General features: G+C 74.9%; 4 protein-coding genes. All 4 read right to left on the bottom strand.

Features of this window, described 5'->3' with window-relative positions:
- Window positions 1–17: 17 nt before the first annotated feature.
- Genes ACQP10_RS12695 through ACQP10_RS12710 form a run of 4 tightly spaced genes read right to left on the bottom strand, consistent with a single transcriptional unit; the run spans window position 18 to window position 15,366 of the window.
- On the bottom strand, window positions 18–1,394 hold the full coding sequence (locus tag ACQP10_RS12695; protein ID WP_399499559.1) for an MFS transporter: 1,377 nt from the start codon (window positions 1,392–1,394) through the stop codon (window positions 18–20).
- Window positions 1,375–5,376 (bottom strand): AMP-binding protein, encoded by a 4,002-nt coding sequence (locus ACQP10_RS12700; RefSeq protein WP_433541409.1) that lies wholly within the window; start codon window positions 5,374–5,376, stop codon window positions 1,375–1,377. The genes ACQP10_RS12695 and ACQP10_RS12700 overlap by 20 nt, the downstream gene beginning before the upstream one ends.
- The gene (locus tag ACQP10_RS12705; RefSeq protein WP_433541410.1) at window positions 5,373–12,092 is read right to left on the bottom strand and encodes an amino acid adenylation domain-containing protein; all 6,720 of its coding nucleotides are present in this window, start codon (window positions 12,090–12,092) and stop codon (window positions 5,373–5,375) included. The genes ACQP10_RS12700 and ACQP10_RS12705 overlap by 4 nt, the downstream gene beginning before the upstream one ends.
- The gene (locus ACQP10_RS12710) at window positions 12,085–15,366 is read right to left on the bottom strand and encodes a non-ribosomal peptide synthetase (RefSeq protein WP_433541411.1); all 3,282 of its coding nucleotides are present in this window, start codon (window positions 15,364–15,366) and stop codon (window positions 12,085–12,087) included. Before ACQP10_RS12710 ends, ACQP10_RS12705 begins: the two co-directional genes overlap by 8 nt.
- Window positions 15,367–15,409 lie beyond the last annotated feature (43 nt).

The following is a 15,409-nucleotide window of genomic DNA, read 5'->3' on the forward strand; positions in this document are numbered from 1 at the left end:
GTCGTGCGCTCCAGAACCTATTCCCGGGGGCCGGTGGGGATCTCCTTCGTCCCAGGGATGGGGGAGAAGACCAGCAGCAGGATCGGCAGGATGGCACCGGCGACCACCGCGACGAGGATGGCGAAGCGCAGGCCGACGGCGTCACCGAGCAGGCCGGCGCCCAGCGCCCCGAGCGGCGCGGGGATCAGGCCGAGGGAGTAGATCGTGCCGATCACCCTGGCCTGCAGGCGCGGCGGGGTGATCGACTGCACCAGCGTCATGTTGCTGACGAAGAAGACCTGGTTGCAGGCCCAGACGACGAACTGGGACGCGCCGAGCATCACCGCGGCCGTCCAGACGGAGCCGGAGGCGAACGGCACCAGCAGCAGCGAGCAGTTGCCGATCACCGTGCTCCACAGCAGGGTCGGGCCGAGGCCCAGGCGGCGCATCGTCCGCACCGACAGCGTCGCGCCGAGGATCGCGCCCACCCCGCCGGTCGCCATGACGGCGCCCACCCACTCCGGCGGCAGGTCGGGGCCGCCCCTGAGCAGGAACAGGATGTAGATCGACTGCATCGCGCCCATGACGAAGAACGAGTACAGGCCGCTGGCGATCGCCAGCGGGCGGATCATCGGCTGCGTCATCACCCAGCGGAAGCCGGCCCAGATGGCCCGGTGCACGCTGCCGGCCGTCTCGTCGTCCGGCTCGGGCCGGGCCTCGGGACGGCGGATCAGCAGCACCGCCGCCGCGGAGAACAGGTAGGAGAACACGTCGATCAGGATCAGCATCGGCGCGGCCATGACCTTCAGCAGCGCCGACGCGGCGCCCGGACCGGCGGTCTGCGCCAGCGACTCGCTGAGCTGCAGCTTGCCGTTGCCCTCCGCCAGGTGCGACAGCGGCACCAGCGAGGGGAAGTAGGAGCGGTAGGCGACCTGGAAGAGCACCGACAGCAGGCTGAGGACGAACACCACCGCGTACAGCGCGCCCAGCGTCAGGGAGTCCATCACGTACAGCAGCGGCACCAGCGCCAGCACCACGGCCCGGCCGAGGTCGGTCCAGATCAGCACCGGGCGCTTGCGCATCCGGTCGACGTAGACGCCGAACAGCAGGAAACCCAGCATCGGCAGCCGGACCAGCGCGCCGAGCACCCCCATCTCGGTCGCGCTCGCACCCAGGGTGACGACGGCGACCAGCGGGATCACCACGTAGGAGATCTGCGAACCGGCCTGGGACAGGGCCTGCCCGGCCCAGAGTCGCAGGAAGTCGTTGTTGCGCCAGAGCGTGCCCCCGCCTCCGCCCTCGGATCCGGGGGAGGGACGCACGTCCTCGGCCCGGCCGTCTTCGCCGTGCCCGTCCCCGGCCGTCCCGGGACCGTCCCCGGCCTCCCGCGTGCGCTCAGCCTCCGGTGACACCATCGTCGATCCAGCTCCTCACTTTGGCGGCCGCCTCGGCGACCAGGGGTTCGAAAAGGACGACCACGCGCTCGCCGGGGATGGGCTCGATCGCGAGCGTCCCCTTGACCACGGACCTCCAGCCCAGGTCGGGCCGGTCACCGACGGGCGCGAACAGCGCCACGTCCCCGTCGTAGGGGTCGTGGCGGTAGCGGCCGACGGCGTGCGCGTTGGCCCGGAACACCCGCAGGTAGCGCCGCGCCTGCTCGACGTCGGCGGTGTCCGGGGCCAGCCGCCGCTCCCGGCCGGCGGCCTCGATGACCGCCAGCAGCATCTCCTCCGGGCCGAGGCCCGCGAACTCGGCCGCGTCCGTCTCAAGCGGCCCGCCGGCCAGCGCGTGCGTCATGAGCGAGGCGTCGTCCTCCAGCGAGCTGGTGATCACCGGCTCGTCGGCGTCCGAGTAGAACAGCACCACCAGCGGCACCTCCTCACCGAGGGCGCGCAGCCGCCTGGCCGTCTCCAGCGCGATGTTGCCGCCGATGCAGAAGCCCCCCAGCACGTACGGCCCGGCCGGCCGCAGCTCGCGCAGCCGCGCCACGTAGTCGGCGACCATCTCGGCCATGGTCGGGTGCGGGTCCTCGCCGGAGGCCAGGCCGCTGGCGGCGATCGCGTACACCGGCTGGTCGGGGCCGAGCCTGCGGGCCAGCGGCAGGTACCGGAAGACCTGCCCGCCGAGCGCGTGCACCAGGAAGATCGGCGGCCGGTCGCCGCCGGCGTTGAGTGTGACGATCCGCTGCTCGGCCGCCAGGTCCTCCGGGCCGCGCAGCACGTCGGCCAGGCCCGCGACGGTCGGCGAGGCCAGCACGGCGGCCACCGGCAGCTCCCTGCCGAACTCGCGCCGGATCCGCGTGGCCAGCCGCAGCGCCAGCAGCGAGTGCCCGCCCAGGTCGAAGAAGTCGTCGAACACGCCGACCGCGGTGACGCCGAGCACGTCCTCCCAGACGGCGGCCAGCCGGCCCTCCACCGGATCCCTGGGCGGCACCCGGTGCCGGTCCGGCTCCGGCCGTTCCGGCGCGGGCAGCGCGGCGCGGTCGAGTTTGCCGTTGGCGGTGAGCGGCAGGGCGTCCAGCGTCACCCACGCCGACGGGATCATGTGCTCGGGCAGCCGGTTCCGCAGCCGCGACCGCCACTCCACCGGAGCGTCGCCGGTCACGACGTAACCGACCAGGCGGTCGCCGTCCGCGACGACCGCCGCGGCGCGCACCTCGGGCTGGTCGAGCAGTACGGCCTCGATCTCTCCGGGTTCGACGCGCATGCCGCGGATCTTGAGTTGGTCGTCGAGGCGGCCGAGGTAGTCGAGTTCTCCGTCGGGGCGCCAGCGGGCGCGGTCTCCGGTGGCGTAGAGGCGGGAGCCGGGGGGTCCGTAGGGGTCGGGCAGGAAGCGTTCGGCGGTGAGGGCGGGTCTGCCGAGGTAGCCGCGGGCGAGTTGGACGCCGCCGATGAACAGCTGCCCCGGCGTGCCCACCGGCACCCGCACCATCCGCTCGTCGAGCACCTCAAGACGGGTGTTGTCCACCGGGCGGCCGATCGGGACCACCGGCTCGGCCGGGTCGCACCGGTGCCAGGAGACGTCCACCGCGGCCTCGGTGGGACCGTACAGGTTGTGCAGCTCCACCCCGGGCAGCCGGTCGGCGAAACGGCGCACCAGGTCGGCCGGGAGCGCCTCGCCCGAGCACACCACCCTGCGCAGCCCGCCCGCGGCCAGCCCCGGCAGGTCTCTCGACAGGTCCTCCGGAGGGTCACGGTCCTCCGGTGAGCCACCGTCCTCCGGAAGGTCTCTCAGCAGGTCCTCCGGCAGGTCGAGGAACGCCTCCAGCATCGACGGCACGAAATGCGCCGTGGTGACCCCTTCACCGGCGATCAGTTCGGCGATGCGGCCGGGGTCGTAGTGACCGCCCGGCTCGGCGACCACCAGTCCCGCGCCGGTGATCAGCGGCCAGAACAGTTCCCACACCGACACGTCGAATCCGGCCGGGGTCTTGTGGAGTACCCGGTCGGCGGGGGTGAGGCGGTAGGTCTCCTGCATCCAGCGCAGCCGGTTGACGATGGCGCGGTGGGAGACGCCGACGCCCTTGGGGCGTCCGGTCGACCCGGAGGTGAAGATCACGTACGCGAGGGAGTCCTCCGGGACGTCCTCCCCGGTGAACGGCTCGGAGCCGGCGGCCTCCTCCGCGGTGGACAACTCCAGGCCGGTGGCGTTCCCGGGCCCGTCCGCGGCGGGCGTCGCGGCGTCCGCCGGGAGCGGTTCACCGTCCCAGCCGTCCGGCAGCGTCACCGTGCGGGCGGCCGGCGGGGCCTGCCCGGCGAGGGCGGCGGAGGTGAGCACCACCGAGGCGCCGGCGTCGGCCAGCATGTCCCGCAGCCGCCCGGCCGGATGCCCCGGCTCCATCGGCAGATACGCGCCGCCGGCCGCCAGCACGCCCAGCAGAGCGGCGGGCAGGTCCAGGCTCCGCTCCAGGTGGACGCCGACCGGCTCGCCGGTCCGTACCCCGGCCCCGCGCAGTGCCGCCGCCACCCGCGCCGCCCGCCGCGCCAGCTCGCGGTAGGTGATCCACTCGCCCGCGAAGCCCACCGCCGGGGCGTCCGGGGCCGCGGTCGCGCGGGCGAGCACCAGGCCGTGCAGGGTGCCCCCGGCGTGGTCGCGGCCGGTGGCGTTCCAGCGGGTGATCGCCGCGATGTCGGCCTCGCCGACCTGCGGCGTACCCGTGACCGCCTCCAGCACGTGAGCGGCCAGGACTTCCATCTGCCCGCGCGGGAACTGGGCGCCGTCGTAGGAGACGGTGAGCGTCAACCCGCCGCCCGGGACCCGGACGAAGGCCACCGTGCACGGCACATCGGTCTGCTCGAAGAACTCCTGCCCGGTGACGGCCGGGCCGTCCTCCGGCAGCCCGCCGTACACGTGGAAGTCCCTGAAGTCGAACAGCGTGTCCAGCAGGGGGGAGCGGCCGGCGAGCCGCTGGATCTCGAACAGCGGATAGTGCCGGTACGGCACGGCCGCCACCTCGGCGTCGAACACCCGCCGCACCAGTTCGGCCCGGTCGGCGGCGTCCAGCCGTACCCGTAGCGGCAGCGTGTTGAGGAACAGGCCGAGCACCTCGCCGCCGCCCTCGCTCTCCGGCCTGCCGTGCCCCAGCACGCCGGTCATCACCTCGCGCTCACCGGTCACCAGGCCCAGAGCCAGCAGGCAGGCCGTCAGCAGGATCGTGCGCGGCGGGACCCGCAGCTCGCGGGCGTCGCGTTCCAGCGCGGCCACCGCGGGCGCGGGCACCGGTACGGCCAGCACCTCGGCGGCGCGCGGTCCGCCCGAGGGGAATCCGGGCAGCCGCGGCAGGCGGCAGTCCGGGGCGTCCGCCACCCGTTCCCGCCAGAACTCCCGCGCCCGCTCCGAGGCCACGGCGGCCCGCTCGGCCGCCACCAGGTCCCGGAACGCCGCCCGCGGCGGGGCGAGGCCGCCGGCCCGCTCCTCCGGGCCGGCGGTGTAGCGGCGCAGGATCTCGGTGACCAGGGCGGCGACGCTCCAGCCGTCGAGGATCGCGTGGTGGAAGCTGAGGCTGAACGCGAACTCGCCGTCGCCCAGCACGTGGGCGTGGGCGCGCATCAGCGGGGGAGACGTCCAGTCGAACCCGGTGCGCTTCTCCGCCTCCCGCCACTCGGCCAGCCGCTCCCGCGCCCCGTCGCCGCGCAGGTCGGTGACCTCCAGCGGGATGACGGCCGCGTCGTGGACGAGCTGCAGCGGCTCGCTGAACCCGGTCAGGTCGAAGGAGGTGCGCAGCACCGGGTGCCGGGCGGCGACCTCGGCCAGCGCCCGCTCCAGCGCGGCGGCGTCGAGACCCCCGCGCACGGTGATCGTCATCAGGTCGTGGTAGGTGGAGCCGCCGGTGTCGAGCTCGCTGTGGTACAGCATGCCGGCCTGCAGCGCGGCCAGCGGATACGCGTCCTCGATCATCGGTCGCCTCCCGTGAGTTTGGCCAGGTCCTCCGGACCGAGCAGGCCGAACGCCTCCGTCGCCGGCGCGTCGGCCGGCCCCGGTCCGTCGCCGCGGGTGAGTGCGGCGGCCAGCTCCGCGACGGTCTGGTGGGTGAACAGCCGCTGCAGGTCGAGCCGGTAGCCCCTGCGCCGCAGCCCGGCCACCACCGACAGGCTGCGGATGGAGTCGCCGCCCACGGCGAAGAAGCCGTCGTCGCGGCCGATGCCGTCCACGCCCAGCACCTCCCGCCACACCTCGGCCACGTCGCGTTCCGCGTCGGTGCGGGGCGGCTCCGGGGGAAGGCCGCCGCGGCCGTCCGGTACGGGCAGCGCGGCCCGGTCGAGTTTGCCGTTGGCGGTGAGCGGCAGGGCGTCCAGCGTCACCCACGCCGACGGGACCATGTGCTCGGGCAGCTCCCGGCGGAGCCACTCGCGGAGGTCGGGACGCTCCGCGCCGGAGCCCCCGTCCCCGTCACCGTCCCCGTCACGCCAGACGGCGTAGCCGACCAGGCGCGCCCCGGCGGCGTCACGCCACACGCCGACCGCGGACGCCTCCAGGCCGGGGTGCCGGGCGAGTACGGCCTCGATCTCTCCGGGTTCGACGCGCATGCCGCGGATCTTGAGTTGGTCGTCGAGGCGGCCGAGGTAGTCGAGTTCTCCGTCGGGGCGCCAGCGGGCGCGGTCTCCGGTGGCGTAGAGGCGGGAGCCGGGGGGTCCGTAGGGGTCGGGCAGGAAGCGTTCGGCGGTGAGGGCGGGTCTGCCGAGGTAGCCGCGGGCGAGTTGGACGCCGCCGATGAACAGCTGCCCCGGCGTGCCCACCGGCACCGGCCGCAGCGTGTCGTCCAGCACGTACAGCCGGGTGTTGTCCACCGGGCGGCCGATCGGCACGGTCTCCTCACCCGGCGCGTAGCGGTGCCAGGAGACGTCCACCGCGGCCTCGGTGGGACCGTACAGGTTGTGCAGCTCCACCCCGGGCAGCCGGTCGGTCAGCCGCCGCGCGGCGGCGGCCGTCAGCTCCTCGCCGCTGCAGACCACCCGGCGCAGCGACCGGCAGTCCTCGATCCCCTCCTCGGCGGTGAAGGCGGCCAGCATGGACGGAACGAAGTGCGCCGTGGTGACGCCCCGGCTCCGCACGAGATCGCGCAGGTAGGCCGGGTCGCGATGGCCGCCGGGCCGGGCGACCACCAGCGCCGCGCCGGTGATCAGCGGCCAGAACAGTTCCCACACCGACACGTCGAATCCGGCCGGGGTCTTGTGGAGTACCCGGTCGGCGGGGGTGAGGCGGTAGGTCTCCTGCATCCAGCGCAGCCGGTTGACGATGGCGCGGTGGGAGACGCCGACGCCCTTGGGGCGTCCGGTCGACCCGGAGGTGAAGATCACGTACGCGAGGGAGTCCTCCGGGACGTCCCCCAGGGCGGCCTTCGCGACGGACGGCCCCGGCCCGGGGGTGCGCTCCAGGACCGCGGTGAGCTCCCTCGCGCCGGCCTCGTCCAGCATGAGCCGGACGCGCCGCTCCGGCAGGCCGGGGTCCAGGGGCAGGTAGGCCCCGCCCGCCTTGAGTACGGCGAGCAGGCGCACGGGCAGGTCGAGCGAGCGTTCGGCGCGCACGGCGACCACGGAGTCCGGCCCCGTCCCGCCGCCCACCAGGCCGGCGGCCAGCAGGGTCGCCCGCGCGTCCAACTCGGCGTAGGTCAGCGTCCCCTCCTCGGACACCACCGCCGTGGCGTCGGGGGTGCGCGCCGCCTGTTCCTCGAACAGGCCGTGCAGCGTGCCGCCCGGATGGTCGCGGCCGGTGGCGTTCCACCGGTTCAGCACCAGGTCCCGCTCCTCCGCCGGGAGCACCTCCAGCTCCGACAGCGGGGTGCCCGGGGCGGCGACGACGGCGCGGAGCAGCGAAAGGAAACCGCCGGCGAGACGCTCGACGGTGTCCGGCCGGAACAGGTCGCGGTCGTAGACGAACCTGGCCGCCACGCCGTCACCGGTCTCCGCGGCGTACAGCTCCAGGTCGAACCGGGCCGTGGTGGTGCGCAGCGCGAACGGCTCCGCCCGCCGCCCGCCACGCGTCCCCGCGGCCTCCGCAGACCCCGGGGAGCCCACCGAGTCCGCCGAGTCCGTCCGGGGCATCGTGTCCAGGTAGCTCTGCAGGGCGAACAGCACCTGCGCCAGCGGCGGGCGGCTCGTGTCCCTGGCCACGTCCAGCTCGGCGACGAGCTTCTCGAACGGCAGCTCCTGGTGGGCGTAGACCTCCAGCACGGCGTCCCGGGTGCGGTCGAGCAGCTCCCCGAAGCCCGGGTCGCCGGACAGGCGGGCCCGCATCGGCAGCAGGTTGACGAACAACCCGACCATGTCCTCCAGCTCGGCCAGGTCCCGCCCGGACAGCGGAGAGCCCACGGCGAAGTCGCGCTGCCCGGACCAGCGGGCGAGCGTCGCCTGGAACGCCGCCAGCAGCGCCATGTAGAGGGTCGCGCCGCGGGCGCGGGCCAGCTCCGTCAGTCCGGCGACGAGGCCGGCTTCCAGCCGCAGGTCATGCCACGCCCCCCGGTGCGCCGGCCGTAGGGCCCTGGGCGCGTCCGCGGGCAGGTCCAGCGCGGGCAGCCCGGCCAGCTCCTCCCGCCAGAAGTCCAGGTGCCGCTCCAGGTACGGCCCGGCCAGCCGCTCACGCTGCCGGAGCGCGTAGTCGCCGTACCCGGCGCGCGGCGCACGCGGCCGCCGCGTCCCGCCGAGCAGCTCGCCGAGCAGGATCTCGGCCGACCAGCCGTCGGCGACGATGTGGTGCAAGGCGACCACCAGGACGTGGTCGGCGGGTCCGAGCCGCACGAGCGTCACCCGCAGCAGCGGACCGGCGGCCAGGTCGAAGGGACGTTCCGCGTCGGCGCCGGCGATCCCGCGCGCCTCCTCGATGGAGGCGGCCTCGGCGACGCGCAGCGGGACCCGCGCGTCGGGGTGCCCGGCGGGGACGACGCGGACCTCCGGCCGCCCGTCCGGGGCGGCGGGGAAGCGCATGCGCAGGCTCTCGTGCCGGGCCACGGCATCGTCCAGCCGGTCCTGCAGGGCCGCGGCGTCCACCGGCTCACGCAGCCGTACCGCGGCGGGAAGCACGTACGTCGAGGTGCTGGGGGTGAGCTCCTCCATGAACCAGATGCGTTCCTGCGCGAACGACAGCGGCGGCGCCGTGCCCTCCGGCCGCCGGGACAGGGCGGGACCCGCCTGACCGTCCCCGGCGAGCAGGTCCAGCTCGCGGGCGAGCCGCCGGGCCGACGGGTGGGTGAAGACGAGCTTGAGCGGCACGTCCAGGCCCGTCGCGGCCGAGAGCCGGGCGACCGCCCGGGTGGCCAGCAGCGAATGGCCGCCGAGCCGGAAGAAGTCGTCGAGCGCGCCGACCCTCTCGGCCCCGAGCACCTCGGCCCACACCGAGCACACCAGCTCCTCGGTGACGGTGGCCGGGGGCAGGTGGGCGTGCCCCGCGCGCGGCCCGGGAGCGGGCAGCGCCGCCTGGTCGACCTTGCCCGAGGGGGTCAGCGGGATACGGTCCACGACCACGACGGCGCCGGGCACCATGTACGGCGGCAGCTCCGCCGCCAGGCGCGCGAGCAGCTCGTCCTCCGCCAGGTGTCCGGTCGGCTCGTCTTCCGCCTGGGGCACGACGTAGGCGACCAGGCGGCGGTCGCCGGGGGTGTCCTCCCGGACCGTCACCACCGCCCGCGCCACCCCGGGGAGGGACAGGAGGCGGTCCTCGATCTCACCGGGTTCGACCCGGTAGCCACGGATCTTGACCTGCCGGTCGACGCGGCCGAGGATCTCCACCCGCCCGTCCGGACGCAGCCGCGCCCGGTCGCCGGTGCGGTAGAGGCGCGACCCCGCCGGGCCGTACGGGTCGGGGACGAACCGGGCGGCGGTCAGGGCGGGCGCCCCCCGGTAGCCGCGCGCCACCCCGGCCCCGCCGACGCACAGCTCACCGGCCACCCCGACGGGGACCGGCGAGCCGTGCTCGTCCAGCACGTGGACGCGGCCGCCGGTGAGCGCGTGGCCCACGGTGGGCCGCCGGGACGCCTCGGAGGGGTCCAGTTCGGCGGCGGTGGCGATGATCGTCGTCTCGGTGGGGCCGTAGCTGTTGACCAGGGTGACCCGCTCGCCGTGCACGGCGTACCAGGCGGCGAGCGCCGGGGCGGGCAGCGGGTCGGCGCCCAGGATGAGCAGGCGCAGCGTCTCGGGCCACGCGACGCGGGCGGCGGTCAGCTCCTGCCAGTAGGAGGTGGGCAGGTCGATGACGGTCAGCGACCGCCCCGGAGGGGTCCGCAGGAAGTCGGGCAGTGGCTCGTCGGGGGCCAGCACCAGCTCGGCCCCCGACGTGAGCGCGGGGTAGACCTCCTCGGCGTGCGTGTCGAACCCGGCGGAGGCGAACTGCAGCACCCGGTCACCGGGCCGGATGCCGTACTCGCGGCGCATCCACGCGACACGCGCGTCCAGCGCGCGCCGCTCGACCTCCACACCCTTGGGCCGGCCGGTCGACCCGGAGGTGTAGATCACATACGCCAGGGTCGCCGGATCACCCGCCCGCGGGCCGGGGGAGGCGACCGCGGATGCCGGGACGGGGGAGGGGACCGCGGACGGCGGGCCGTCCGGGGTGACCGCCGGGGGGCCGTCCGCGACGCCGTTCAGGGTGACCGCCTGGGGAACGTCCGCGACGCCGTCCAGGGCGATCACCGGCGGGGCGTCCGCGACGCCGTTCAGGGGGATCACCGGCAGGTCGTCGCACTCCAGCAGGCCGTCCTGGGCGAGCAGCAGCGACGCCCGCGCGTCGCGCAGCATCCAGCGCAGCCGTCCGGCGGGATGGGCCGGGTCCAGGGGGAGGTAGGCGCCGCCCGCCTTCAGTACGGCCAGCAGGGCGACGACCAGCTCGGGGCTCCGCCGGGCGCACACCCCGACCACCGTCTCGGCCGTCACACCGGCGGCGACCAGCCGCGCGGCCAGCCGCTCCGCGCGGTCACGTAGCTCGCCGTAGCCGAGACGCCGGTCGCCGTGGCTGACCGCGACCGCGTCCGGGGCCAGCCGCGCCCGCCCGTCGAACAGGGCGAGCACCGTCGCCGTGCCGCCCGTGCGCTCCGCGCCCCCGGAGCGGTCCGTGCCGGGCCCGCCGGGCGCGTCGTCCGCACCCGCCGTGTCCACCGTGCCCGTCGCGCCCGCCGTGGTGTCCGTGCCGGTCCGCCGGGAGGACGGCAGGGACGCGGTGGCCGCCGGTACGCGGTCCTCGGGCAGCAGCATCGCGGCGCGCAACCGCGACAGCGGGATGTCGCGGTCATCGACCACGGCCTCCAGCATCCGCTCGTACCTGCGCAGCATCCTGGACACCGTGCCGGTCTCGAACAGGTCGGCGTTGTAGGACAGCATCGCGTACAGCGAGCCGGAGCGCGGCGTCACGTCCAGCATCAGGTCGAACTTCGCCTGACGCGCCCCCGGGTCGAACACGTCGGTCTCGACCCCGGCGATCGCCAGCTCCGACGCCTCCCGGTCCTGCATCACGAACATGGCCTGGAACAGCGGCGTGGTGCTCAGGTCACGCTCGACCCGCAGCTCGTTCAGCAGCCGCTCGAACGGGATGTCCTGGTGGGCGAACGCCTCCAGCACGATCGTCCGGACGCGGCCGAGCAGCTCGCGGAAGCCGGGGTCGCCGGACAGGTCGCCACGCAGCGCGAGCGTGTTCGGGAAGAACCCGACGACCTGCTCCAGCTCCGGACGGTCCCGCCCGGCGATCACCGAGCCCACGCACACGTCGTCCTGCCCGGAGTGCGCCCCGAGCAGGGCCTGGAACGTCGCCAGCAGCACCATGAACGGCGTGCACCGCTCCTCGGCGGCCAGCCGTTCCAGCCGGGCGGTCAGCTCGCGGCCGAGCCGCCGCACCTCGTAGTCGCCGTTCGACGACCGCACCGCGGGCCGGGGCCGGTCGGTGGGGACGTCGAGGACCGGCACCCCGGCGAGTCGTCCGCTCCAGTAGTCCAGCTGCTTCCGCACGGCGGTCTCGTCCAGCCGCGCCCGCTGCCAGGCCGCGTAGTCGGAGTAGCGCAGCGCGACGGGCGGTAGCCCGGCCTCACGCCCCTCCAGATGGGCGGCGTAGCAGGCGGCGAACTCGCGCAGCAGGATCTTCAGCGACCAGCCGTCGGCCACGATGTGGTGCAGCACCACGCACAGCACGTGGTCGGCCGGCGACATCGTGATCAGGTGGACCCGCAGCAGCGGCCCGGCCGCGAGGTCGAACGGCCGGTTGGTGAGGTCGGCGACCAGCCTGGTCGCGAGGCCCTCCCGCTCGGCCGCCGGAGCTCCGCCGAGATCGAAGACCTCCGGCTCGACCGGCTCCGGCGGGACGGCCTCCTGCACCGGCCGCCCCTCGCGGACGGTGAAGCGGGTGCGCAGCGTCTCGTGCCGCTCCACCAGGCGGCCGAAGGCGTGGCGCAGCGCGTCCACCGAGACCGGCCCGCGCAGCCGCTGCACCATGAACATGTTGTAGGAGGCGTCCTCCGGGTCGAGCCGCTGCAGGAACCACAGCCGCTCCTGCCCGAAGGACAGCGGCGCCGGGCCGCCGGGCTCCGGCCGCGGCGGGATCTCCTCCCGCCGCGGCGCCGCCTTCCGCCGCAGCTTCTCCTCCAGCGCCGCCCGCTGCTCGGGACTCAGTCGCGCCAGCCTCGCCCTCAGGTCACCCATCCGCCGGGTCCTCCAACGCGGCCAGCAGTTCCTCCAGCTCGTCGTCTCCGCTCATCCGCAGCTCCAGCAGGGCCAGCGCGTGCCCGGCCACCGTGGTGACCTCGAAGCAGCGCCGCAGCGGCATCTCCACGCCGTAGTCCTCCCGGTAGCGGGTGACCAGCAGCACCGCCAGCAGCGAGTGCCCGCCGAGCTGGAAGAAGTCGTCCTCGACGCCGATCCGGTCACGGCCCAGCAGCTCACCCCAGAGCGCGCACAGCTCCTCCTCCAGCGGGGTGCGCGCCGCCACGTACGGCGTGCCGAGATCGGCCCGGCCCGAACCGCCCGGCGACGGCAGCGCGTCACGGTCGAGCTTGCCGCCGGGGGTCAGCGGGACGTCGTCGATCCCCACGAACGCCTGCGGGACGAGCGCGGCGGGCAGCCGACCGGCCAGGTGCCTGCGCAGCTCGGCGGTGAGCGCGGCGGGGTCGCCGTCCCAGCCGACGTAGGCGACCAGGCCCCGCCCGCCCGGGGCGTCGTCGCGCAACGCCACCACCGCCCGCTGTACCTTCGGGTGCTCGGCGAGCAGCGCCTCGATCTCGCCCGGCTCGACCCGCCAGCCGTGCACCTTCACCTGGTCGTCCAGGCGTCCCAGGAACTCCAGGTCGCCCTCGCCGTTCCACCTGGCCGCGTCGCCGGTGGCGTACATCCGCGACCCGGGCGGGCCGTACGGGTCGGGCACGAACCGGTCGGCCGTCAGGCCGGGCCGCCCCGCGTAGCCCGGCGCGACCTGTACCCCGCCGATGTGCAGGTGCCCCGGCACGCCGGCCGGGACCGGCTGGAGGTGGTCGTCCAGGACGTACAGCCGGTTGCCGGGCATGGGCCGGCCGATCGGCAGCGTGTGCCGGGACCGGCCCGGCTCCACCCGCCAGGCCGACACGTCCACCGCGGCCTCCGTCGGCCCGTAGAGGTTGTGCAGCTCCACGCCGGGCAGCCGCTCGGCGAACCTGTCCGCCAGGTGCGGCGTCAGCTCCTCGCCGCTGCAGATCACCCGCCGCAGCGACCGGCACGACTCGATGCCGGTCTCCTCCAGGAACAGCGCCAGCATCGACGGCACGAAGTGCATCGTCGTCACCGCGTGCTCCTTGACGAGGTCACGCTGGTGGCCCGGGTCGCGGTGCCCGCCGGGCCGGGCCGCCACCAGCAGACCTCCGGTGACCAGGGGCCAGAAGAACTCCCAGACCGACACGTCGAAGCTCGCCGGGGTCTTCTGCATGACCGCCTCGCCGGGGGCGAGGCCGAACCTGCGCTGCATCCAGCCGAGCCGGTTGACCACCCCCCGGTGGGTGTTGACCACCCCCTTGGGGCGGCCCGTCGACCCCGAGGTGTAGATCACGTAGGCGGGGTGATCGGGTCCGGCGACCGGGGCGGGGGAGTGCGGCGGCTGGTCCTCCCAGGCGCCGGGCTCGTCCAGCAGCACCGGCTTGACCGCTCCCTGGGGAAGCAGGTCACGCAGGTGCCGCTGGGTCAGCAGCACCCGGGCGCCGCTGTCGGCCAGCATGAACGCCAGCCGCGCCCGCGGGTACTCCGGGTCCAGCGGGACGTAGGCCCCGCCCGCCTTCACCACGGCCAGCAGGGCGACGACCAGGTCCGCCGACCGCTCGGCGCAGACCGCCACCGGGGCGGCGGGGCCCACGCCGATCCGGCGCAGCCAGTGGGCCAGCCGGTTGGCGCGTTCGTCCAGCTCGGCGTAGGTCAGCGTGACGCCGCCCGCCACCACGGCCGGGGCGCCGGGCGTCCTGGCCACCTGGGCCTCGACGAGCGCGCCCAGCGTCGCGCCGTCGGCGGCGTGGTCCGTCTCCGCGAGGCTCCCGTCCGGGCCCGCCGTACTTCCGGCGCGCGTCGCGTCCGCGCCGTCGGCGGCGTGGTCCGGGGAGCCGGCGTCCGTCCCGGTGCCGAGCGCCAGGATCCGCTCCCGTTCCGCCGGGGTGAGCAGCGGCAGCCGGGAGATCGGCGCGCGCGGGTCGGCGACGGCTCCCGCCAGCAGGGTCTCCAGGTTCGCCGCGAACCGGTCCATCGTCGCCCGGTCGAACAGGTCCGTGCTGTACTCCAGCCGGGAGTGCAGCCGCCCCCCGCGCATGTTCAGGTCGAGCTGCAGGTCCACCTTGGCGGTGCCGTTGGCGATCTGGCCCTCGTTGGTGTCCACCGCCAGGTTGAACATCACCTGGTAGATCGGCGGCACGCTCAGGTCACGCGTCGGCTGCAACGCCTCGACCAGCCGCTCGAACGGCAGCTCCTGGTGGTCCAGGGCGTCGGCAACCGTGTCGCGCACCCTCGACACCGCCTCGGCGAACGTCGGGTCGCCGCCCAGGTCGGTACGGAGCGCCACGGCGTTGACGAACATCCCGATGACCGGCTCGGTCTCCGGCAGCACCCGCCCCGCCACGGGCGTGCCCACCACGATGTCCCGCTGCCCGGACCACCGTGACAGCACGGTGGCGAACGCGGCGAGCAGCACCACGAACAACGTGGCGTTCAGCTCCTTGGCCAGCCGCTCCACACCCTCCGACAGCTCCGCGGAGAACACGCCGAGCCGCATCTCCCCGTGGTAGGTACGGCGATGCGGGCGCGGCCGGTCCGCGGGCAGCGCCAGGTCGGCCGGTATCCCGGCGAGCCGCTCCCGCCAGTGGGCCAGCTCGCCCTCGACGAACTCCCCGGTCAGCCGGCCGCGCTGCCACGCCGCGAAGTCGGCGAACTGGATGGGCAGCTCGGGAAGCCTCGGCTCCCGGCCCTCGCCCAGCGCGTCGTAGCACTCCTCCATCTCGTTGACGAAGATCAGGCTCGACACACCGTCGAAGACCGTGTGGTCGAACACGCAGACCAGCCGCAGGTCGTCGTCGGCCATCCGCACCTGCCGCATCCGCCACAGCGGCGCCCGGTCCAGCGTGAACGGCTCGGCCGCGTCGGCTTTGGCGAGCCTCGCCAGCTCCGCCTCCCGCTCCGCGGCCGGCAGGGGGGTCAGGTCGGTCTCGGTCAGCCGCACCTCGGGGGACTCGCCCGTGACGACCTGCACCACCTGGCCGTCGCGGAACTCGAAGACCGTGCGCAGCACCTCGTGGCGACGCACCACCCGGGCGATGGCCCTCTCCAGCCGGCGCGGGTCGACCGGCTGGCGGGCGCTCATCGGGATGAGCATGCCGATGTTGTAGACGGCCAGGTCGGGCTCGAAGCGGGCGAGGAACCACATCCGCTCCTGGCCGGAGGACGACGGGAAGACGTCCACCGCCTGCCCGCTCACCTCCCGGCCTCCGTGCCCGCGCCCGCGTCCGTGCCCGCGCCAA

The organism is Streptosporangium sandarakinum (assembly GCF_050942225.1).
GTDB classification, from domain to species: Bacteria; Actinomycetota; Actinomycetes; order Streptosporangiales; family Streptosporangiaceae; genus Streptosporangium; species Streptosporangium nondiastaticum.